Origin of the sequence: Halomonas sp. AOP43-D1-4 (genome assembly GCF_052446175.1) — a bacterium.
GTDB lineage: Bacteria > Pseudomonadota > Gammaproteobacteria > Pseudomonadales > Halomonadaceae > Vreelandella > Vreelandella citrativorans.
The window spans coordinates 264981-288136 of the sequence record NZ_JBQSVY010000002.1; the positions used below are offsets into that span (position 1 = coordinate 264981).

Here is a 23156-nt window from a genome sequence, read left to right on the forward strand (position 1 = left end):
TAACAGTTTGGGTACTGCTAAGACGTCGATCAAGCGAAACACCTTTTGCTACTGAGCAGCCAAGCTATCTCAACTATTCATCGCATAAGGCAGATAAAGCGCTATCGCGGGAAAAGCATGCATTAAAGCAATCGCCAGCAACATCAGTAGGAAGAAAGGCAGCGTCGCTCGTGTGATGGTTAAAATATCCTTGCCGGTCAGGCCCTGAATAACAAATAGGTTAAAACCGACAGGCGGGGTAATTTGCGACATTTCCACCACAACCACCAGATAAATACCAAACCAGATAAGGTCGAACCCCGCAGCGCTGACCACCGGCATGATAATCGCGGTTACCAGCAAAATAAGCGAGATACCGTCTAAAAAGCAGCCCATGATCAGCAAGAGCACAGTCAGGGCGATGAGCAGCATGGAGGGTGATAATCCCATCTCGCTAATCGCGCGGGCCAGCTGCATGGGAACTTGGGTAAAGCCCATCGCCGAGGTCAGAAACGAGGCGCCGGCAATAATAAACGCGATCATGCAAGCCGTACGAATAGCCGCGAATAGCGAGCTTTTAAATATCTGGGCCGTAAAGTGGCCGTTCCAGCGGGCAATCACCATGGATAGCACGACACCGACCGCCGCGGCTTCGGTGGGTGATGCCAGCCCGCCGTAGATCGAAATGATGATACCGCCAATCAACAGCAGAATAGGCATTAATGCCCAAGTATTACGCAGCTTCTCTGTGAAGCTCATGTCAGACTCATCTTCACCGGTAAGGCCTTCCCGATTCCCTTTAACAAGTGCCCAGAGTATGAGGTAGGCCATAAACATTGCCAAAATCATCAGCCCTGGGCCGACGCCTGCCATAAATAGTCGGGAAATGGATTGCTCGGTCACTACGCCGTAAACAATCAGCATGATGGAGGGTGGGATCAGCAGGCCTAACGTCGAGGCACTTGCCAGCGTACCGATGGCCATATTGCTGTCGTAGCCACGGCGTTCAAGCTCCGGCAGAGTCATTTTACCCACGGTGGCGCAGGTAGCGGCGGATGAACCACACACGGCTGCGAACATGCCGCTACCGATAATATTGGTATGCAGCAAACGGCCGGGTAAGCGGTTGAGCCAGGGCGAAAGGCCGCGAAACATATTGTCCGCAAGCCCAGATCGAAACAGGATCTCGCCCATCCAGATAAACATCGGCAGCGCCGTTAAATCCCATCCATAGCTCGCCCCCCAAAAATCAGAGGCAAGGATCGGGCCCGGGTCAAACGGGCTAAAGAATGCCAATGCCACCCACGCAGTACCGATTAGGGCAAAAGCGATCCAAACGCCCCCGCCCAGCAAAAGCAATAACGTAAAAATCGTTGCCAAACTGAGTGTTAACACAAGGTCTTCTCCAACATAACGTGGCCAAGCAGTGATGGCAGAGAGTTAGTGCATTTCGCTGTCATCGGTGGATGTCGCTTCACGAAAACTGGACGGGTCACGTGTTGCTATCCGCAATGCAATAATCAGCGCCTCGATCAGAGCAAGACTAAGTAGCCCTACACTGATGACCAAGACGCTTTGGGGTATCCACAGCGGTATAGATAAAAAACCCGATGACACATCGTTGTATTGAAGGCTTTCTCTTGCCAACCCAATCAGCCCATACCCGAGTATTACGCTAATCGCTAAAGCAATCAGCAGGCAGGCCACTTCAAACCACACCCGAATGGCAGAAGGCAGCCGTGAAATCAAAAGCGTCACGCGAATATGGGCGTGATGCACAAAGGTATACGCCAAGCCCAAGAAGGTAGCACCCACCAATAAATAGGCCGCCATCTCGGAAACACCGGTAATACTGATGTTCAAGCGGTTGAGCCCCACCAGTATCAACAGCGCATCGATGGCACGAAAAGCCACTTGCAGTGCAATGAGGGCACAAATCGCGATCATACACACCGCGGCTCCCCAAGCACCTAGACGGTAGAGTCTGTCGAATTTAAACGTCATGTTCGTTATCTCACCGAGCGCGTGGGTGAAAAGAGGCGGCCAGCGCCGCCTCCGTAAAGGTTTTATGCCGTTTAGCTACCTTACTGCTCCCGGTAACCTTCCAAGGCCGCTTCCGCTTCGTCATCAGCACGGCTCAGCCAATCCTGAAAGAGCTTATCGCCCGCTTCCTGGAGAGCTGCGGCGACCTCTTCATTCGGGGTCGCTACAGTGATGCCGTTTTCTTCAAGTGCAGCGAGGCTCGCGTCGTTATCGTCACGACTCATCTGCCAGCCACGCTCTTCAGCGCGTTCAGCTGCTTCCATCAAAGCCTCCTGAGTTGCCTCATCCAGACGGTCAAAACTACGCTGACTGATAAATACAATGTTTTTCGGAAGCCATAAGTTGGCGTCGGTGTAATAGGACACGTAGTCCCACGCCGTCATGGAATTACCCGTAGAGCTTGACGTAATCATGGCGTCTACACGACCGGTACTGAACGCGGTGGGAATGTCCGACTCTTCGGTTTCAGTGGGACTACCGCCGAGGTTATCCACAAACCGCTGGGTATTGATATTAGGTGCCCGCACCCGCAAACCTTCAAACTGCGCCGGATCTGTCAGTTCATTGGCGGTATAAATCCCCTGTGCAGGCCACGCGACGGCATACAGCGGAATCAAGCCTTCACCAGCAAACAGCTCTGTAATCATGGGCTTGGTGGCTTGCCATAACGCATAAGCATCATCGTAGCTACCGGCTACACCGGGCAGCGTATCCACCTCAAAAATCGGGGCGTCGTTGGATAGCACCGACATGAAAACTTCACCAGCATCAATCGTACCGCGGCGTACCGACGGCTTGATTTCCCCGTGGGAGACGAGCGAGCCACCGCTATGCACGGTGATGGTCAATTCGCCATCGGTCGCTTCAGCAACATCTGCAGCAAACTGCTTGGTATTGTTGGTGTGAAAACTCGCGTCACCATAAGGTGTTGCCATGTTCCATTCAGCCGCTTGGGCAGAGGCTGTCGCAGCCAAGCCATAGGCGGTGGCAAATAGTAGGGGGGTCGCAATGCGCATACGCATGGGATAATTCCTCTTATTCATATTAGTGGAGGTGTTGCGTTGGGGTTGGTAACGAGAGCACTTGGCTGGACCCAGTGCCCTGGAAATAACGCATTGGTCATCTCGACACGGCGCTCCTGCGCGTAGGCACAAGCCGTTTTTTGGGCTAAACGGCCAACGCCTCTACAAAAGCGGGGATGATTGGCGTGACGCCATATCACATCATAGTTCATCGCCGGTAGCGGTACCGGTAATGCCAAGCGCAAGAGCTCGCCACGCCGCCATTCATCAAGCACCGTGGCAACCGGCAGCGCACCGATACCCAAACCTTCCATCGTCATTCGCACAATCGTCATCAGGGTGCTAACACTATGGATACGCGGGCTGGTAACGCCCTGCTCGGCCAGGTACTGAACCAGCTCTTCATAAGGGCGGGCCAGTTTTCCAAACGAAATAAACGGCAGCTTTGTGCGCCAGGCTTCAGTGTTTTCACTGAGCATCTCGGCATGGCGTGGAGATACGAACATACCCATCTCGTAAGGGCTTAACGCTTCGTATTCGATCTGCTTGGGCGGTAGGTAGCCATTCATGGCCAGTAAGATATCCAGCTCATTACCCATCAGCCGCTCATTGAGCGCTGGTGAGTAATCCACCGTAAGCTCGATGGTTAAACGCGGATAACGTTCGGTAAGCTGGCGCATGAACTCAGGGAACCAGCTGTGGGCAATGGTTTCGATAGTGCCGAGTCGAAGGGGGGCCGAGTAGTCCTCTTCGCTGTCGAAGAGTTTCATGGCTTCATCACGCTGGCTGAGCATACGTTCAGCATGCAAGAAAAACTCACGCCCACGCATCGTGGGTTGCACCGGGCGGGCCGAGCGCTCCAGCAGCAGTTCGCCTACCGTCGCTTCTAAGCGCGAAATACGTTCTGAGACTGAGGGTTGAGTCAAATGCAGGCGTGCGGCCGCCTTGCGAAAGGACCCCAATCTGACGGCCCAAACAAAGGCTTCAAGTTCTTTGAAATCGAGCATAATGTTGCCTAATCCACGCGTGCAATGACCAAAAGATATCGGTGCTGTCTATCGAGGCGCATCGATTCACAGAGCAGTTATTTGGCTCACAGAGCAAGCTACTACTGCAATGTAATTTCAAGCCCAACGCTGGCAGTAAACCGCCCCGTTGATGGTACGTGGCTGGCAAGTGCATGATTCACCCCGGAAAACGCTTTTTTATCGACCCATTTATTGTGAGTAGCTTGAGTCAAATACGCGTTTTTCTTTATTGTTTTATCGAGTGCTTTATTTAGTTGATAATCGTATTACTTCCTATCGTCAACTATTTTTATAAGAAATAACAATACGATAGAAGCTGCCGATATTAAGTATCGTGAAAAACGATTGGTAAATGAAAGAGCCTCTCCCCTATATTAGTTTGGGTTTAATAACGCATCCCAAATAACCTCTGTAATAATAATTGGAGTCGTTATGGTCATTCCCTTACTCAACTGCGATATGGGCGAAAGCTTCGGCAACTGGACACTTGGCCTTGATGCTGAGGTCATGCCTTTTGTTGACTGCGCCAATATTGCCTGTGGCTACCACGCCTCCGACCCTCACGTTATGCGTCGTACCGTGGCACTGGCTGTTCAGCATGGGGTGCGGATCGGCGCTCACCCAGGCTATCCTGACTTGATGGGTTTTGGGAGACGCTCCATGGCCTGCTCGGCGGCTGAAGTCGAAGATATGATTCTTTATCAGGCGGGCGCGCTTGCCGGTATTTGCCGCGCCGAGGGTAGCGAACTTAGCTATATCAAGCCGCACGGCGCCATGTATAACGATATGGCTGCCAACCTTGAGCTGCTGGAAGGCGCGATGCGTGCCGTTCGAGCGTTTGATGCAAGCCTTCCGCTGATGGTAATGGCCACCGCCAATACCGAGCCGCATCGCGAGCTGGCTGCTAAAATGGGCATCACGCTCTGGTTTGAGGCCTTTGCCGACCGCGCCTATGAGCCCAACGGCCATTTGGCATCGCGTCGCTTGGCGGGTGCCGTTCACCACGACCAATCGACTATCGTGGCCCAGGCCATTGCGCTGGCCAAGGGCGACGCCCTGACCGCCCGCGACGGCTCAGCGCTGCGACTTCCTTGCGACACGCTCTGTGTTCATGGTGACAACCCTGAGTCGATTGCCGCCGTACGTGCGATCCGTGAAGCTTTCAAGGTGTTGGAGTCCGCGTGAAACTGCGTCTGGAAACCGCTGCCATGGACGCCCTCACGGTGCGTCTTTTTGATGAGATCAATGAGCGCAATATGGGCTGGATCATGGCCGCGGACACTGCCCTGCGCCACGCCTTTAACGATGCGCTGATCGATCTTATTCCTTCTTATACGACCCTGCTCGTTCACTACGACTGCCAACGCATGACCTTCGTTGAGGCAACGTCGCGAATCCGTGAAGCCCTAAAGGGCCTTCAGCCTGCCGATACACAGCAGGGCCAGCTGCATGAGATCCCGGTGTGGTACGACGCAAGCGTGGGGCCTGAACTACCGGCAGTGGCCCAAGGCGCCGGGGTAAGTATTGAGCAGTTGATTGCGCGCCACTGCGGTCACGACTACTGCGTTTTTGCGCTTGGTTTTGCGCCGGGTTACGGCTTTATGGGGCTGGTGGATGAAGACCTGGCCACTCCTCGCCTGAAAACCCCGCGACGCCGGGTGGCGGCCGGAAGCGTAGGCATCGCCGAGCGCCAAACGGCTATTTACCCTCTGCTTTCGCCTGGTGGTTGGAATATTCTTGGCCGCACGGCGATGCCGCTTTTTGAGTACGCAAAACGCGGCGAACCGCTGTTGCTACCCGGCGATAAGGTACGCTTCAAGGCCATCTCTCAAGCCGAATTTGAAGCTGCCGGTGGTGATACGACCCCGCTAGAGGAGCGCGTATGAGCCAAGCTAGCATTACCGTAAAGCAGGCAGGCCCCCTTGCGCTTATTCAGGATAACGGGCGCTTCGGCGTCGGCCACCTGGGCGTTACCCAAAGCGGCGCCGCCGACTGGATCTCCTTTCGCTGGGCCAACTGGCTGCTGGGCAATCCGCTTGAGAGCGCCGCGCTAGAGATTGTGATGGGCGGCAACCTGACATTGGAAACCGACGCAAGCGTGTGCCTGGCGTTGGCCGGTGCCGACCTTGACGCGCGTATTGATGATAAGCCGCTGGCAGTTAACGCGCCCTTCACTCTACGCCCTGGGCAAGCACTCACGTTTCGCCAGCCACGTGCCGGGCTGCGTGCCTACCTCGCCTTCCCCGGTGGGCTTGAGGCGCCAGTCGTATTGGGTAGCCGCGCCTGCACGGCCCGAGAGCAGCTGGGCGGGCTTTATGAGGATGGCAGACCCTTACAGCTCAATGACCGCTTGTATTGGCAGGGCGCGTCCGTGACGCCACGCCGACTTCCAGCAAGCGCTCAACTGCCGATCCCCAACGGCCACTGTCTACTGCCAATGGTATTAGGTGCCCAGGCGGCCTTCTTTGCGGGCCGCAGCCTCTATCAATTATTTAATCAACCATGGCACGTTGATCAGCGCGCTGACCGGATGGGCATTCGACTTACAGGGCATGCGCTTGAAAGTAAAGTAAGCGGCGTGATCTCAGAAGGCATCCCGCTGGGAGCTGTACAGGTACCGCCCGATGGCCAGCCGATCATTTTGATGAATGATCGCCAGACCATTGGTGGCTACCCACGCATGGGCGCGATTACCCCCAGCGCCTGTGCCCTGCTCTCCCAGTGCCTGCCCGGCACCGAGGTGTGGCTACAGCCGGTGAGCGCTACTCAGGCTCAGGTGAGCCATCGCCAGCAGTTGGCAGAATGGCGTTAATCACCGGGCTTATACCTGGCAGATACTTTTACGCCGAGGATGCGTCAACCTTCACACGCTTATTGCGCTCCATCACTTCTGTTATTGCCGCCAAAAAAGCATCCCTTGAAGCGGCATGAGGGGTGGTGATGAAGCTTACGCCCACAAAAAGCGCTGCCGCTACCACGATGCCCCAAATACCGGCCGGCAAACCCATCAGCGAATTACCGGTGGCATACATTAACAGCACAAAAACGCTGGTCCCCACGATGCTTGCCAATGCCCCCGCTGCGGTGCCTTGCTTCCAGTAAAAAGCGCCGATAATCGCGGGCACCATGGCGACCAGCCCTGACGAAGCTGCCACGGAGAGTACAGCAATTAAATCCAGCTGCAGCTCAGCAAATCCAAGCGCCAGCAGGGCAATAACCGGCACAACGATCTTGCCCACCAGCAGTTGGCGCTGTTCATTTACGCCGGGTTTAGCGTTGGCGTAAACATCCCGAGAAAACATGGCGGCCAAGGTTAACATGATGGAATCAATCGTTGAGACCGCTGCCGCCATAACACCCACCATCACGATCACTCCCAACACGGGGGGAACAAAGTCAGAGGCCAGCAGTGTAGGTGTAGCGAGATCAGCCCGCGCAAGATCGGGAAACGCTGCCAGTGCCGAGAATCCCCACAGCACGGACACCAGCGTATAGATAAAGCCAAACACCAAAAAGCCAATCAGCATTTGGCGCATGGCGCGCAACGACGCAGGCATAAACAGACGCTGGCTGACCTGCGGGTTGGAAAGGCTAAAAAAGAACCAGGGAATACTCAGCCCCAAAAAGGTCACCAGGCTAAAAAGCCCCGTGCCAGGAACGGTGAGGGCTGCAGGATGCTCCGCCTCAAACGTGCCAAACAGGCCGCTGAAACCGCCCAGCCCCTGGACCACCAGCAATGCGACCAGCGTTGAGGCAACAATCATCATCAGCGCCTGTAACGAGTCGGTCCACATCACCGAACGAATACCGGCAATATAGGAAAAGAAAACGGCGATTAACGTCGCCATTACCACCCCGGTGGTAAACGTGATGGCGCCATCCGTCATGCCTTCCAGCAGATAGCCCACACCGGCCAGCTGCACAGCAGAGTAAGGGATCAGAAAGATACAGCTGGTGATAGCAACGGCCATGGCGACCGGCTTACTGTGATAACGATACCCCAGCATTTCGCTGGGAGTAACAAAGCCAAATTTTTTGCCGACAGCCCAAAAACGCGGACCGAAAACAGCCACCAAAGAAACACCCGCAAAATAGATAATTTCAAAGCCCAGTGCACCGACGCCACCGGCGTAGGTTAGCCCCGCCAGCCCCACCATCATAAAGGCGCTATACGTGGTTGCGCTGTAGCTTAGCGCCGAGACAAACCCATTCATCTGCCGGTTACCCAGAAAATAGCCCGACATACTGTTCGCAGCCCCCTGCCGCGAGAGAACCGCAATCCCGACCGCTACCAGTAGGTAAAGGGCAATGGCCCCCCAGATCATCGCCTCAGTCACGATCGTGTTCCTTAAAATCCTGGGTAATAAAGATATTAAGTGCAATCACCACGAGTCCAGCGCAAGTCCAGAAAAGAAAGCTGCCGTACCAAGCGGCGGTATTTGTCAGAAGGGTGTAAGGCACTACGCAGCTGAGCAGCACCACTAGCCAAACGGCCACTATCCACTTGCCTCGTTTCACGGTTCACCTTGGGTTGTCAAAGCTGGGAGAAGGCGTATGCAGTGCCACTATGGTTTCTAAACCACACCAACGCGCTGCCCGAGTTTGCCAGAGTAGCGATTTGCCTGCGTCTTGTGTACGTCTACTGAAGATTAATTGCATCGCTAATGCTTTCTCAGGCAATAAAAAAAGCCCGCATCTTTCGATGCGGGCAAGAGGGGGTACACCAATAACAGTGACTGCTCACGCGCCCCTTATAGGGCGCGTGGCATTACGCTAAATCAAACCGATCAGCGTTCATCACTTTTGTCCAAGCGGCAATAAAGTCGCTGACAAACTTCTCGACGTAATCATCCTGAGCGTAGATTTCGGCATAGGCACGCAGAATCGAGTTGGAGCCAAACACCAGATCAACACGGCTAGCTGTCCACTTCACCTGACCCGTTTGACGATCACGAATCTCATAATGGTCGCCCGCCGGATGCCAGGTATTGGCCATATCCACCAGGTTCACGAAGAAATCGTTAGTCAATGCGCCTTCGCGCTCGGTGAGCACGCCATGTTGGGTGCCTGCGTGGTTGGTGCCTAATACGCGCATGCCGCCGATCAGTACGGTCATTTCCGCTGCGGTCAGGCCAAGCAGTTGGGTGCGGTCCAGCAGCATCTCTTCGGGGCTGACCACGTAGGCGTCTTTCTGCCAGTTGCGGAAGCCATCCGCCAAGGGCTCAAGCACCTCGAACGACTCGGCATCGGTCATTTCATCCGTTGCATCACCACGGCCGGGGGCAAAGGGCACCGTGGCGCTTAAGCCAGCGGCTTTTATTGCCTGTTCGATACCTACGTTACCTGCCAGCACAATGGTATCGGCAAGGCTTGCACCGCTTTCTTCAGCAATCGGCGTCAGCACCGACAGCACGCGGGCCAATCGCTCTGGCTCGTTACCTTCCCATTGATTCTGGGGCGCCAGGCGAATGCGTGCGCCGTTGGCGCCACCGCGCATGTCAGAGCCACGATAAGTGCGTGCGCTGTCCCAGGCGGTGTTGATCATGTCGCTGATACTCAAACCGCTAGCGGCGATACGCGCTTTCAGGGCGTCAACGTCGTAATCGGCCGGCCCTGCGGGCACCGGGTCTTGCCAGATCAGGTCTTCCTGGGGCACATCCGGGCCCACGTAGCGCACTTTCGGGCCCATGTCGCGGTGGGTCAGCTTGAACCAGGCGCGGGCGAAGACATCATCAAAGTACGCCGGGTCCGCCATAAAGCGCTGGCAGATCTCGTTGTAAATTGGGTCGACCTTCATGGCCATATCGGCATCGGTCATGATCGGCATGCAGCGGATGGAAGGATCTTCCACGTCTACCGGCATGTCCTCTTCCTTAATGTCGACAGGTTCCCACTGCCAAGCGCCGGCAGGGGACTTCTTCAATTCCCATTCGTGGCCAAACAGCATCTCGAAGTAGCCCATGTCCCACTGCGTCGGGTTCTTAGTCCAGGCGCCTTCAATACCGCTTACCAGGGTGTCACGGCCAATGCCACGACCCTTGGTTTTCATCCAGCCAAGGCCCTGAAGCTCGGGGCCAGCCGCTTCGGGTTCCGGGCTTAGATCGCTGGGTGTGCCGTTACCATGGCACTTGCCGATAGTGTGGCCACCCGCCGTCAGGGCAACCGTCTCTTCATCGTTCATCGCCATGCGTTTGAAGGTTTCACGCACCTGGGCGGCGGTCTTGAGCGGGTCAGGCTGGCCGTTCACGCCTTCGGGGTTCACATAGATCAGGCCCATCTGCACGGCGGCCAGCGGGTTATGCATGGTGTCGGGCTTTGCCACGTCGCCGTAACGGCCGTCGGAAGGCGCCAGCCACTCTTTTTCAGCGCCCCAGTAGGTGTCCTTTTCCGGGTGCCAGATATCCTCGCGACCGAACGCGAAGCCGAAGGTTTTCAAACCCGCGACTTCATAGGCCATGGTGCCGGAGAGAATCATCAAATCGGCCCAGGAAATCTTGTTGCCGTACTTCTTCTTGATCGGCCACAGCAGGCGGCGGCCTTTATCGGTATTGGCATTATCCGGCCAGGAGTTCAGTGGTGCAAAACGCTGGTTGCCGGTACCACCGCCGCCACGGCCATCCGCCAGGCGATAAGAACCTGCTGCATGCCAGGCAACCCGGGCAAACATGCCTACGTAGCTGCCCCAGTCCGCTGGCCACCACGCTTGGCTCTGGGTAATCAGTTGGCGAAGGTCCGCTTTCAGTGCCTCTACATCCAATGTTTCAAGCGCTTCGCGATAGTTAAAATCTTCACCCAGCGGGTTCGTTTTTGTATCGTGCTGGTGCAGGATGTCCAGGTTCAGAGCGTTAGGCCACCAGTCGGTATTGGACTTGCTGGCGGCTGTGTTACCGCCGTGCATTATCGGGCATTTACCACTCATGTGTTCATCTCCCTTTATTGCGCTTACCCCCTGGCGTAACCAGAGGAACACCCAATGACGTCTCTCAACATGACGCTTTCAAAACGCGCGAGCGGGCGACTCATTGACATGGCACTGTTTTAAAGCACATTAGCTATAGCTACAACTTGCATTTAGCAAACAACGTGATAGTAATTTTTAATCCACAAGCAACAAGACCCTTTCCCGGTAACCATGACAGTGAGCGAGACGTGCCGATTAAACGCGAACAGGGCGCCCTTGGGCGCCCTGTTCGTTGGGTTGCACTGCGTTGTGGAGCGTTAATCGACCAGTGGCAGCAACGCGTTCAGGCTATCGCGGGCATCACCGTAGAACATCCGGCTGTTCTCCTTGAAGAACAGCGGGTTTTCGATACCCGAGTAGCCAGTGCCCTGGCCGCGCTTGGAGATAAACACTTGCTTGGCCTCCCAGACCCTCAGCACTGGCATACCGGCGATGGGGCTGTTGGGGTCTTCTTCGGCGGCCGGGTTGACGATGTCATTGGAGCCAATCACGATCACCACGTCGGTGCTGGCGAAATCGTCATTGATTTCATCCATCTCCAACACGATATCGTAAGGCACCTTGGCCTCGGCCAGCAGCACGTTCATATGACCCGGCAAACGCCCCGCCACGGGGTGAATACCAAAGCGGACGGTCTTGCCTGCCGCACGCAGCTTGCGCACCAAATCGCTGACGGCGCTTTGAGCTTGCGCTACCGCCATGCCGTAACCAGGCACGATGATCACGCTATCAGCATCGTTCAAGGCACTGGCCACACCGCCGGCATCAATCGCCACCTGCTCGCCTTCGATCTCCGCTGCGGGCCCGGTGCTTCCGCCAAAGCCCCCCAAAATCACGTTAACGAAATTGCGGTTCATCGCCTTACACATGATGTAGGAGAGAATCGCACCGGAGGAGCCCACCAGCGCCCCGGTCACGATCAACAGATCATTAGAGAGCGTGAAACCGATAGCCGCTGCCGCCCAGCCGGAATAGCTGTTGAGCATCGACACCACCACCGGCATATCGGCGCCGCCAATCCCCATAATCAGGTGATAGCCGATAAAGAACGACAGGGCCGCCAATACAATCAACGTCCAGAAGCCAGCGCTGTTAAGGTACAAAATCGCTAACAGCAGTGACAGCACCGCCGCGCCGGCGTTAAGTATATGTCCACCGGGCAGTTGGCGAGGTTTGCCGTCCACTTTACCAGCCAGCTTACCGAACGCTACCACCGAACCGGTGAAAGTCACTGCACCGATAAAGATAGCGAACACCACTTCAATCTGCAGAAAAGTGAGTTCGTCAGGCGCCTTGGTGGCTACCAGCGCGGCAAAGGCAGAAAACTCCTGCATAACGCCATCGGCCGCTTGTGCCGCCAGTACTCGGCGGCGCTCTAAATCCGCGCTCCAGGCGACAAACACCGCGGCTAAGCCGACAAAACTGTGCAACGCTGCCACTAGTTGCGGCATTTCGGTCATCTCGACCTTGCCCGCCACATAGACACCGATGCCAGCACCAATCACCATCATCGGAATTAGCCACCAGTAGCCGCCAATCCCCGGCCCTAAGGCAGTAAAAAATACTGCCAGCGCCATACCCACAATGCCGTACCACACAGCACGCTTGGCTTTTTCTTGGTTACTCAAGCCGCCTAGCGACAGAATAAACAGTACGCTTGCCGCGATCGCCGCGGCAGATACGAATCCTTGACCTAACATATCGTCTCTCCGCCGCTCAGGATTTCTGGAACATGGCCAGCATCCGGCGTGTCACCAGGAAGCCACCCACGATATTGATGGTTGCGATCAGTACCGAGATCGCCGCCAACACGCCCACTACGGCGCTGCCGGAGCCAATCTGCAGAATCGCCCCCAAAATAATGATGCCCGAGATCGCGTTGGTCACCGCCATCAGCGGTGTATGCAGCGAGTGACTTACGTTCCAGATCACTTGGAAGCCGATAAAGCACGCCAACACGAAGACAATAAAGTGCTGCATAAAGGACGCGGGCGCAATCTGGCCGAGCAGCAGCATCAGCGCTCCGCCGATGGCCAATATGCCGACCTGGCGCTTGGACTGGGCCTTAAACGCTGATGCTTCTGCAGCTTTTTTCTCCTCGGGCGTCGGCTGTTTTTCTTTCTTCTTCGGTTTGGCCGCAGCAATCGCTTTTACTTTGGGCGGGGGCGGCGGAAAGGTCACTTCGCTCTGGTAAGTCACTGTCGCGCCACGAATCACGTCATCATCCATATTGTGATTGATCACGCCATCTTTCTCAGGCGTTAAATCGGTCAGCATATGGCGAATATTGGTGGCATACAGCAAGGACGACTGGGTCGCCATGCGTGAGGGGAAGTCGGTATAGCCGACCACAATCACGCCGTTATCGGAGACGATACGCTCATCGGGCTGGGTTAAATCGCAGTTACCGCCTTTTTCAGCCGCCAGATCAACAATCACCGAGCCGGGTTTCATGGCCGCGACCATATCCTCAAGCCACAGCTTGGGCGCCGGGCGCCCGGGGATCAGCGCAGTGGTAATAACGATGTCCACATCGGGCGCCTGTTCGCGGAAACAAGCCAGCTGCTTTTCGCGAAACTCAGGGCTTGAGGGCGAGGCATAGCCGCCGCTTGCCGAGCCATCCTGACTATCTTCGCTGTCTTCGCTGTTTTCAAAATCCAGGAACAGGAACTCAGCGCCCATCGACTCGATCTGCTCGGAGACTTCCGGACGCACATCAAAGGCACGCACCACAGCACCCAGACTGGTGGCGGTACCAATGGCCGCAAGCCCGGCAACGCCTGCGCCAATTACCAGCACCTTAGCCGGAGGCACTTTGCCCGCAGCAGTTACCTGGCCGGTAAAGAAGCGGCCAAAATTATTGCCTGCCTCTATTACCGCGCGGTAACCGGCGATATTGGCCATGGAGGAGAGCGCGTCCATTTTCTGGGCACGAGAAATGCGCGGCACCATATCCATCGCAATCACGGTGGCGCCTTGGGCACGGCACTTCTCAAGCATCGCTTCGTTTTGAGCGGGCCAGAAAAACGCAATCAGCGTTTGTCCTTCTCGTAGTCGTGCCGCTTCTTCATCAGAAGGCTCGCGGACTTTAATGACCACCTCAGCGCCCTGCCAAAGAGCGTCAGCACTATCCACTACGGTAACGCCAGCATCACGATAAGCGTTGTCATTAAAGCCCGCCGCAAGACCAGCGCCTGTTTCAATCAGACACTCGTGGCCCAGCTTTTGGATCTGCTTTGCGCTTTCAGGGGTAAGCGCCACACGTTCTTCTCCCCGACTCGTTTCCTTAGGTGCGCCTATTCTCACACGGGTACTCCCTACGGTTTGAAAGCCGACAATAAGCTGTCATGGTTTGTTCTGATGCCAAGTACAGCCCGCTTGACGGCGGTTGATTTCGACCACCACATCTTTATAAAACGTTACAGGTTCTCATGTTGCGTTTTAATAAAGCCATTCAACCTTTGATGTATGCATGGCATGAGCTTTTCCAAACATCGTCACTGGCAGGAGCAGTATGCGCAAAAATCAAGCGGTATAATTACCTCAATGCGACCTGATCGTAAGCTGTACAAGACGGGTAACCAGTGGCCTGCCACTTACATGCCCGCTGCTATCCTGCTTGTCAGCTACCAATGCTTGCCCTAAGGGCAATGCATCAATCAACACCGGTGCTACTTTAGGCATTACCGCTGGCTATTCTGAAGGCACTCGGCAATTCATAAGCGCCCACTGCTCGATAATTTTTTTGTGTAAAAAAACGTCAACATCGTGTTTATTAGAAACTTTAAATATTTTCGCCAGCGAACAACACCATTCCAAGCACAATAATAAGCAATAACAGTGTTTCCAATACCATTAATATCACTGGCTTCCATCCTACGACTGCAAGTTTCTGGAAAGAGGTTTTAATACCCAACGCTGCAATGGCTATAACAAGGCACCAGCGTGACATCGTTGACATTCCGTCATTAACTATCTCTGGAATTAAGCCCAGGCTATTAATTATCACAAGAACGACAAAGCCCACTAGAAAACCTGGTAGCATTGGAACCCTTGTAGCCCCCCCTTCGCCCTGACGTGACGAGCGAAACATCCACATAAAAATCACAACAGTGGGTACCAACATGGCAACGCGTACTAGCTTCACGAGTGTTGAGGTATCTCCGGTTTCCTCCGATATCATATAACCAGCACCAACCACTTGGGCAACGTCATGGATAGTCCCTCCCAAGAAAATTCCTGCCTGTGTGTTAGCAAGGTTCAGAACCCCTGCAATCAATGGATAAACCACCATAGCAACGGTTGAAAGCGTGGTTACCCCAACTACTGTAAGAATAGTATTACGCTCACTATTTTCATGACGCGGCATGACTGCCGAAAGCGCTAATGCTGCCGATGCGCCACAAATAGCAACAGAGCCCCCCGTTAACAGGCCAAGATCTTTCGGCAGCCCGAGCACCCTGGCTAAAATTGCTCCCATAATAATAACGATAGCAACAGACCCGATAACAGTAAGCACAGGCACTATGCCAAGCTCACCTACTTGCTCAAATGTCATTCTTGCTCCCAACAATGCGACCCCCACCCTAAGAACAGTACGAGACGCGAACTCAACTCCTTGGCGACAACGCTCTTCATCACTCAGAAAGTGCAGTGACATACCAAAAAGGAGCGCATAAAGAAGCGTTGGCCCACCATAATGATCAGCAATAAAAGTTGTCGCTAATGCTATCGTTACACATACTAATAGCCCCCGGCCAATATTTCGGAAACTACTTATCCAACGCATTAAGCGAGTAAAACTATTTTCTTCAGACGGCACGAACATAGGCAATCTCATCCACCTGCTCTCCTAATACACATATGTCTATTCAAGGCATATAACTGATGTAAGCTGCGCATTTAAAACATCACAAAATAGCCTCGCAAGAAACTCTATTATCTTTCTGATCTTAATAACTTCTTAAAGCTACGATATAACGCACTAAAATTGGAAACAATTACTTATACCAACCAAGGTCATAAGCAACCTCATCTCAAAACATTAGCCAAATATACTTATTCGCAAAAAGCATTCAGCACACAACATATACTCGAGAACAAAGAAGGCATCCAACTAACTATAACAATCTTTACTTTAGCTAAGATACTTGCTCATAGAGTTACTCGTAAATTCCGAGCAAAGTATTTTATTAGAACCATGCCAAACATTATGCTCTTAAGAATCGAACCATTGGCACAAGAACACTGGTTATTAATTTGCCTGTGCATGGTTTTCAAGATCGTGTACTAAAGAAGTGGCTATCGTTATATTTTCACCTCTTTCGCGTCGTTGCTGAAAGCGACGTTCGCCGGGGACTCGGACACCGGGCTGGTCTAGCATAGCGGCAAATAACGTTTCAGCATGTTCAACGAACCCCGGCGAGAAACGCTGAGGGTCTATCAGTAGAATCAGTTGGGCAATGCCGGGTGGTTTACCTTCTGCATCAAAAAAGGAGCTTGCCTGAAAACCAAAGTTACTTCCCGTAAGACCAGCGGTGAGTAATTCAACCATCAGTGCCAAGGCTGCTCCTTTAGCATCACCAGCAGGCGTCATACTGCCTGCAATTGCTTTATCGGGATCAGTTGTTGGTTGTCCATCGGTATCCAATGCCCAGCCTTCCGGGATCGGCTCCCCCTTGATCTTTGCCAACATCACTTTTCCACGTGCTACTTTTGATAACGATAAATCAATCAAAAGCGGATCACCGGCACGACGAGGGCACGCGAATGCGATGGGATTAGTACCAAATAAGGGTTGTTTGCCACCCCAGGGCGCCATTGCAGAAGGGGCATTACTGAAAGCCAAGGCCAAGTAACCTCGCCGTGCTGCAGCTTCTACCGGCACACCGGCTACGCCGAAATGATGAGAGCGAGCGATGGATACTGCCGCAATGCCTGATTTCGTAACACATGTATAGCCAGCTTCCAGACCACGCTCCACAGCAGGAAACGCCAGTCCGTATTTAGCGTCAACAAGTACCACGGCGCCATTAACCTCGACAGCAGGTGTTGCTGATGCATCAACTTTGCCACTTGCGGCTTGGTCCAGATAGAACGGTAACCGCGAAAGACCATGTGATGGTAAACCATCGTGCTCAGCAGCCAGCAAGGCCGTCACTGTAGCAGCAGCCTCAACCTCACCAAAGCCGCGCCCCCGCATAGCAGCCATAGCTAATTCACGGACCTGCGCCACGTTTAGCTCAATGTTATCACTCATACATTCACGCCCTCTTTGTCCAAGACTGTACGAACATTGTCTGCTGTCATCTGGCTGATACGAGCATTGGACTCATCAGTAACACCAGCGATATGAGGAGTCACGATCAGATTAGGAATATCTTCAAGCACCGAACCTTGCATCAATGGCTCCTGCTCAAACACATCAAGAAGAGCGCCGGCCAACCGGCCTTCACGCAATGCTGTTGCTAATGCGCCTTCATCAACGATGCCGCCTCGTGCCGCGTTGATCAAAATGGCGCTGTTTTTCATTCGCTGAAGAGCAGCAGCATCAATAAGGTGTCGAGTATCCTCGGTCAGGGGGACATGAAGACTGACTGCGTCAGCTGCCTCCAGTAGGGAGGAGAGACTTTCATAGCGTTCAATACCGGTCCACTCCGATGCATCAGCTGCCAAGTGGGGGTCGAAAGCAATGACTCGCATGTCCAAGGCAAGTGCTCGTTTTGCCGTTTCCCGGGCAATGGCGCCAAAACCGACCAACCCCAGCGTGCAGCCGCTCGCTTCACGACCAATCAATGCTTGGCGAGGCCACTCTCCTGCCAGCATTTCGCGGTTCGAAAAATAAGCCTGGCGGCGTAATAGCAAAATACCCGTCAGCACATATTCGGCGACTGAGCTTCCATTGCCTCCGTGCGCCGGTTTGACTACGACGTCTTGCGACTCGCATGCTTTTAGATCGATGTTGTCAAGCCCCACGCCTAAACGCCCCACCACCTTAAGTTTCGGAGCTGCTGCTAATAATTCGGCATCAACCTGAGTGCGGTTTCGCACAATAATAGCGTCAGCATCGGTGACTGCTTTAAGCAAGGCACGACGGTCTTCAACCAGCTCTGTATCAAAGACCACCTCAAATAATTCTCTAAGGTGCGCGACCACCTTTTCATCCATGAATTCAGAAATCACTATCTTAAACATAGATACTCCAGTTTTATTACCGGGCTAAACCCAGCATGAATTGTTGTATATCACCACAAAGCCGCTCTGCTACACCCACCATCGCCCTAGTGGTAACGGCACATTGAGCAATAAAGCAAAAAGCGCGTAGAAAAATGCAACCAGTAAGACACCTGTAAGTAGATGCCCCATTAAACGCCTTGGCGTCCATGCCTTGTACTGAGCAATCATCATCAAACTGACAAAACTTGCCAGTCCCGTCAGCAGAAAACCCGCCCACGGCATCACTAATGCCCAGGCTGTCATCACGACCACTAGCAGCACCCGCCTAGGGGTAGACCCCTTGTCACGTTCTGTATTGCTTAACACCCCGCGCACTACTAACTGAGCAAGCCGCAGTAACCCCGCGATGATAACCACGACAGCAATGGTGACGGGAAAGATAGCCCCCAGTTGGCTCATGTCCTGGCTTTGCCATAGGCAAACACCGCCAATGCCGATGAACAGCAGCGGCATCAGGAATTCTGAGCGTGCTGAGCACGACGCCTGGAGTTTGGGAAGTGATTTGCTCATGATGAAACCTCCTGACGGGAATCATCCGCACCATTCGTGTGACGCCGCTGTGATCGACGCGCTTTGATCACTGGGTAGAAGACACTGAGGATCGATAAGGCGATGATCGTCAACGAAATTGGCCCACCAAAGAACGTCATTGCGTAGGAGCCGCTCGCACGCCCCATTAAGAAGCCCTGAACAAACCCCTGCTCGGCAATGGGCCCTAAAATCAATCCCAATACGATAGGTGAGGGCTTAAAACCGTAGCGGTTGAGCACCCAGCCGATTACCCCAAGTGTCAACATGATGATGACGTCGCTAACACTATTACGTATCGCATAGGTCCCAATCACTGTCATAAAAGCGATGGTGGGCACCAGCAATTCCTTCGGAATGCTAACAATTGATTTAAATGCGTAACGACCAATGAGTAAGCCAAGGGGCAGCAATAAGCACGTAGCGATAAACAAGCCCCCAACAAAGGTGTACGTTATGTTGGCATTGGTCGTAAAAAGCTCTGGGCCAGTACGAAAACCCTGCACCAAAAGAGCCCCCAGGATAACGGCGTCCGGTGGCGTACCCGGAATCCCCAATACCAATGTTGGGATAAATCCTCCGCCCACCGTAGCGTTATTGGCCGCTTCGGTCGCCAGTACTCCTTGAGGGTTACCCTTACCAAAAGAACTAGAGTCTTTAGCAGCACGCCTGGCTTCCGAATAAGACACCAAACTTGCAATTGAGCCCCCAGCACCAGGCAAAATGGCGACCCCAGTGCCAATAGTGGCTGAACGTAATAGATTAAATTTACCGATCCATGCATGCATAAGACCTTCACGTAAACGGACTCCACGCTGTTTTTCATCAACTTTAAGATGAGATTCAGGGGAAGCCACAAGATCAATAAGCACCGGAATGCAGTACAAACCTATTAACGCCGACACTATCTCGATTCCACCCAACAGCACTTGAGAGCCAAAGGTGTAGCGGATATCGCCTCCTACTACGGCGACGCCTATAGTCGATAACAACAGACCGAAACCTGCCCCCATGAACCCTTTCAGGGTAGAGCCTTCCGAAAGAGCAGAAATCAGTGTGAGCCCAAAAATGGCTAGCCAAAAGTACTCAACGGGACCGAAACTCAGCGCTACCTGAGCTAAAAGGGGAGCCACCGTCAACAGGGCAAATACGCCAACCAATCCACCTACCACCGAGGCCAAGGTGGAGAGGGTAACCGCGAGATCGCCATCGCCACGCTTGGCCATAGGGAAACCATCAAAGGTCGTCGCTATCGCCGATGGCGTTCCAGGTGTATTAACCAAAATGGCGGAATAAGACCCCCCATAAATGGCACCTGTATAAATAGCGCCCAGCATAATGAGTGCTGACTCTGGCGTCATCCCAAAGGTCACCGGGACGAGTACCGCTACGGCCATCGTGGCTGAAAGCCCCGGCAGTGCCCCGATGATAATCCCCGAGGCAACACCAAGCAGCGCCAGCCCTAGGTTCAGGGGTGACAGGGCGCCTAATGCATGACTGAGAATATCCATACGACTTCTCCCTTAGAGGTCAGTCGATTAAGCCGAGTTCACGTGCAGAAGCCTCGTAAACATCCATTTGATCGCTCATGAATGTATCCATTTCTCCCATTGGCACATCTATCAATACAAAGCCAAGGTCCTGCATTTCCTGCTGGAACTGCGGGTTTTGATTAATCTGCTGGAAGATATCGGAGAGTTTCTGCTGAATCTCCTGGGGAGTTCCTTCAGGCACGGCCATACCACGATAGGCACCACCTACCATGTCATAGCCTAACTCCTGGAAAGTAGGTACATCGGGGAACATGGGGTGACGCTCTTCAGAGGCCACCGCCAGCATGCGAACCTTGTCGTTATGGTTAGCTGCGATCGTGGTATATCCCCACTCCGCCTCTACCACTCCGCCTAGTAACGCCGTAACAGCCGCTCCAGACCCACCAAAGGGAATATACGTTGTGGTTACATCCGCCAATTGTTGAAAACGCGTGTTGGCGACATCATTTGCGCTGTAGGTGCCACTGCCAGAAAAAGTGACAGCGCCAGGGGCTTCCTGAGCAGCCTGAATTAGATCATCAAGCGTCTGATAGGGGCTTTCGTTGCGGACGAGGATCGCATCGGGGGAGTAGTGAAAATAAAAGAAATTATTAATGTCTTCGGTTTGAAAACCAACATCCTGGCCCATGGGTTTGAGGATGATATGAGGCAAATTGGATCCCATAATCGCATGGCCGTCGGTCGGCATGTCGGATAGTTGAGACCAGCCAACAGCGCCACCTCCACCAGGCATGTATTGCACAATTAGCTGCTTACCGGTTATTTCTTCAAAGTATTTCTGCTGAAGACGAGCACTAATATCAGATTCACCGCCTGGGCCAAAAGGCATAACGTACTGAATGTTCTTCGCAGGAAAGTCGTCCGCTATAGCGACTGTCGTAAGCGCACTGGCGAGGGATAAACCGAGGCCGGCGGCTAAACCGATGGATAGAGAGATTCGCATAATTTTTCTCCAAGTATCTTCGTTGTCATTGTTAACTTGCGAGCAAGTGCACCGGAGTTACGATAAATTACGGCGCGTTTTTAGAAGGCGCGACTCTTACAATCTTTACTTTATTACCAGGTAACTACTCCTGAAAAAGTCCCAAGACGACGCCCTAACAAACGTCAGGGCGCCACAATTTCGTTAAGCACTTTCGTAGAGACGAGTCATTACAAATTCACGATGACCTAACGCCTCAGCAGCTGTATGGCGGCCATTGGCAGTACGTAGAGTCATTTCCAGCAATGCATCCCCCGCCTGATCCATATCCATCTCACGCCTAAGGATGTGAGTTACATCAACATCAATATGTTCGCTCATGGTACGCATGGTGCGTGGATTAGCGCAGACCTTAATAACCGGCAAGATGGGGTTACCAATCACATTGCCTTGGCCAGTCGGAAAGTAATGCACAACATAACCAGCAGCTGCGCATAGCGTCACCATCTCGGCTGCTGCTGATGAGGAATCCATAAACCAAAGCCCTGCGCCAGTAGGTGCTTCGGCCTTGTCGAGTACGCCATCTACCTGGCAGCGCTTACCAATCTTCTGGATATTACCTAGCGCTTTTTCTTCAATGGTGGTTAGGCCACCTTCGATGTTGCCTTTGGTCGGCTGGGATTCAGATAAGTCACTGGTCTTGTAGCGATCAATCATATCGCTGTAGCGATCGAACATTGCCTGAAACTGTTCACGCACTTTAGGTGTAGCGCACCGTTCGGCAACGAGATGCTCACCGCCCGTCAATTCGGAAGTTTCGCCGAATACCAACGTACAGCCCGCATCGTAGAGCTTATCAAAGGCGTTACCTGTTGTTGGGCAAGAAGCTAAACCTGAAGTGGTATCAGACTCACCGCACTTGGTAGAAACCCAAAGCTCATTAATATCACACTCTTCACGCTGCAGTTCACTGGCGTGCTGTACGAACTCCTTGGCCTTCTTGGAAGCCGCGCAAATAGTGTTGTGATCCCCATTTTGCTCGATCCAGAAGCCTTCCACAGGCTTACCTGTCGCCTTAATGCCATCAACCACCTTGTTGGTCCAGCCTGGCTCGATACCAATTACGATAACAGCGGCGACGTTAGGGTTAGAACCGATACCGATCAGAGTACGGAAGTGTAGATCCAGGTCAGCGCCAAACTGCAACCGGCCATAGGCATGCGGCAACGCCATAGTGCCCTTAATGTTATTGGCAACTGCCTCAGCGGCAGCGTTAGAAATGTCATCAACAGGTAGAACGATAACGTGATTACGGACACCAACACGCCCATTTTCGCGGCGATAGCCCAGAAACTTGCGACCTTTGATTTCCATTTTTACCACCTCTTGGTTTTAACGTTGTGAACGTGCAGATGTTCGCCCTTCTCGATCGGCTTGATGGCGCGGCCGATATCGACGCTGTATTTCATGACAGCGTCATTTTCAGCCAGATCACGAATTGCCAACTTGTGCCCAATAGGAATGGAGTCGCTTACTGTAAAAGTAATAGTTCGGTCACCTTGCATGACCCATCCAGTCAGTTCTTGGCCAGCCTGGATGCCTTCGACCACCGCGACGCCGACACTATCGTCGGCATCATGTACTACGAAGTCGATGCTCATGATGTCTTCTCTCTACTAGGTTATTGATATTGTTACTGTTATCAAATCAAGGATGCCAGATGGAACCGGCTTATCTAAATCGCATCCTGTATCATATATATGATAGATAACATAAGAGTTCAAGTCATCTATATCTTTTTTTGATATTATTGTCTTAAATCAGAGCGGCTATGACTGAAAATAGCTAACATCAGGGCTTTAGTGTTCACTGTCATCAGCATTG

The 23156-nt window shown here is 53.2% G+C and carries 20 protein-coding genes; 3 read left to right on the forward strand and 17 right to left on the reverse strand.

The features are described 5' to 3' along the window. Nucleotides 1-69: 69 nt before the first annotated feature. From ACT3RQ_RS03175 to ACT3RQ_RS03190, 4 genes are all read right to left on the reverse strand, one after another. Nucleotides 70-1374: a TRAP transporter large permease gene (locus tag ACT3RQ_RS03175; RefSeq protein WP_444640126.1), complete on the reverse strand. Its 1305-nt coding sequence runs from the start codon at nt 1372-1374 to the stop codon at nt 70-72. Nucleotides 1375-1419: 45 nt separating this feature from the next. Continuing rightward, nucleotides 1420-1983, reverse strand: coding sequence for a TRAP transporter small permease (locus tag ACT3RQ_RS03180; protein WP_444640127.1), 564 nt, complete (start codon nt 1981-1983; stop codon nt 1420-1422). An 80-nt stretch (nt 1984-2063) separates the two neighbouring features. Beyond that, the gene (locus tag ACT3RQ_RS03185) at nt 2064-3044 is read right to left on the reverse strand and encodes a TRAP transporter substrate-binding protein (RefSeq protein ID WP_444640128.1); all 981 of its coding nucleotides are present in this window, start codon (nt 3042-3044) and stop codon (nt 2064-2066) included. A gap of 17 nt (nt 3045-3061) precedes the next feature. Then, the gene (locus ACT3RQ_RS03190; RefSeq protein WP_444640129.1) at nt 3062-4051 is read right to left on the reverse strand and encodes a LysR family transcriptional regulator; all 990 of its coding nucleotides are present in this window, start codon (nt 4049-4051) and stop codon (nt 3062-3064) included. A gap of 453 nt (nt 4052-4504) precedes the next feature. Here ACT3RQ_RS03190 and ACT3RQ_RS03195 point away from each other — a divergent pair, with 453 nt between their 5' ends. The 3 genes from ACT3RQ_RS03195 to ACT3RQ_RS03205 are packed head-to-tail and all read left to right on the forward strand — an operon-like array spanning nt 4505 to nt 6884. Beyond that, on the forward strand, nt 4505-5257 hold the full coding sequence (locus ACT3RQ_RS03195; protein ID WP_444640130.1) for a 5-oxoprolinase subunit PxpA: 753 nt from the start codon (nt 4505-4507) through the stop codon (nt 5255-5257). Beyond that, the gene (gene pxpB, locus ACT3RQ_RS03200; RefSeq protein WP_444640131.1) at nt 5254-5958 is read left to right on the forward strand and encodes a 5-oxoprolinase subunit PxpB; all 705 of its coding nucleotides are present in this window, start codon (nt 5254-5256) and stop codon (nt 5956-5958) included. The genes ACT3RQ_RS03195 and pxpB overlap by 4 nt, the downstream gene beginning before the upstream one ends. Then, on the forward strand, nt 5955-6884 hold the full coding sequence (locus ACT3RQ_RS03205) for a biotin-dependent carboxyltransferase family protein (protein WP_444640132.1): 930 nt from the start codon (nt 5955-5957) through the stop codon (nt 6882-6884). Before pxpB ends, ACT3RQ_RS03205 begins: the two co-directional genes overlap by 4 nt. Nucleotides 6885-6912: 28 nt before the next feature. Here ACT3RQ_RS03205 and ACT3RQ_RS03210 read toward each other — a convergent pair whose 3' ends face one another. From ACT3RQ_RS03210 to ACT3RQ_RS03270, 13 genes are all read right to left on the reverse strand, one after another. Continuing rightward, nucleotides 6913-8409 carry a sodium:solute symporter family protein gene (locus ACT3RQ_RS03210; RefSeq protein ID WP_444640133.1) on the reverse strand — a complete coding sequence of 499 codons (1497 nt, stop codon included), beginning with the start codon at nt 8407-8409 and terminating at the stop codon, nt 6913-6915. Continuing rightward, on the reverse strand, nt 8402-8590 hold the full coding sequence (locus ACT3RQ_RS03215; RefSeq protein WP_087110851.1) for a hypothetical protein: 189 nt from the start codon (nt 8588-8590) through the stop codon (nt 8402-8404). The genes ACT3RQ_RS03210 and ACT3RQ_RS03215 overlap by 8 nt, the downstream gene beginning before the upstream one ends. 250 nt (nt 8591-8840) lie before the next feature. After that, nucleotides 8841-10991, reverse strand: a complete 2151-nt coding sequence (gene katG / locus ACT3RQ_RS03220) for a catalase/peroxidase HPI (protein ID WP_444640134.1) — start codon at nt 10989-10991, stop codon at nt 8841-8843. Nucleotides 10992-11290: 299 nt separating this feature from the next. Continuing rightward, nucleotides 11291-12733 (reverse strand): NAD(P)(+) transhydrogenase (Re/Si-specific) subunit beta, encoded by a 1443-nt coding sequence (locus ACT3RQ_RS03225; protein WP_444640135.1) that lies wholly within the window; start codon nt 12731-12733, stop codon nt 11291-11293. 16 nt (nt 12734-12749) lie between these two features. Next, nucleotides 12750-14339, reverse strand: coding sequence for a Re/Si-specific NAD(P)(+) transhydrogenase subunit alpha (locus tag ACT3RQ_RS03230; protein ID WP_444679996.1), 1590 nt, complete (start codon nt 14337-14339; stop codon nt 12750-12752). A gap of 478 nt (nt 14340-14817) precedes the next feature. Beyond that, complete coding sequence (locus tag ACT3RQ_RS03235; RefSeq protein WP_444640137.1) at nt 14818-15861, reverse strand: YeiH family protein; 1044 nt, start codon at nt 15859-15861, stop codon at nt 14818-14820. Between the two features lie 426 nt (nt 15862-16287). Further along, a complete protein-coding gene (locus ACT3RQ_RS03240) occupies nt 16288-17292 on the reverse strand; it encodes an Ldh family oxidoreductase (RefSeq protein WP_444640138.1) in 1005 nt (334 codons plus the stop codon). Continuing rightward, entirely contained in the window at nt 17289-18227 is a 939-nt protein-coding gene (locus ACT3RQ_RS03245) for a hydroxyacid dehydrogenase (RefSeq protein WP_444640139.1), read from the reverse strand. Before ACT3RQ_RS03245 ends, ACT3RQ_RS03240 begins: the two co-directional genes overlap by 4 nt. Before the next feature lie 69 nt (nt 18228-18296). Next, nucleotides 18297-18779, reverse strand: a complete 483-nt coding sequence (locus ACT3RQ_RS03250; RefSeq protein WP_444640140.1) for a tripartite tricarboxylate transporter TctB family protein — start codon at nt 18777-18779, stop codon at nt 18297-18299. Further along, nucleotides 18776-20308, reverse strand: a complete 1533-nt coding sequence (locus ACT3RQ_RS03255) for a tripartite tricarboxylate transporter permease (protein WP_444640141.1) — start codon at nt 20306-20308, stop codon at nt 18776-18778. Before ACT3RQ_RS03255 ends, ACT3RQ_RS03250 begins: the two co-directional genes overlap by 4 nt. A gap of 19 nt (nt 20309-20327) precedes the next feature. Next, entirely contained in the window at nt 20328-21293 is a 966-nt protein-coding gene (locus tag ACT3RQ_RS03260; protein ID WP_444640142.1) for a tripartite tricarboxylate transporter substrate binding protein, read from the reverse strand. Nucleotides 21294-21476: 183 nt separating this feature from the next. Next, entirely contained in the window at nt 21477-22646 is a 1170-nt protein-coding gene (locus tag ACT3RQ_RS03265; RefSeq protein ID WP_087110832.1) for a UxaA family hydrolase, read from the reverse strand. A 2-nt stretch (nt 22647-22648) separates the two neighbouring features. Then, on the reverse strand, nt 22649-22933 hold the full coding sequence (locus ACT3RQ_RS03270) for a UxaA family hydrolase (protein WP_444640143.1): 285 nt from the start codon (nt 22931-22933) through the stop codon (nt 22649-22651). Between the last annotated feature and the right edge of the window lie 223 nt (nt 22934-23156).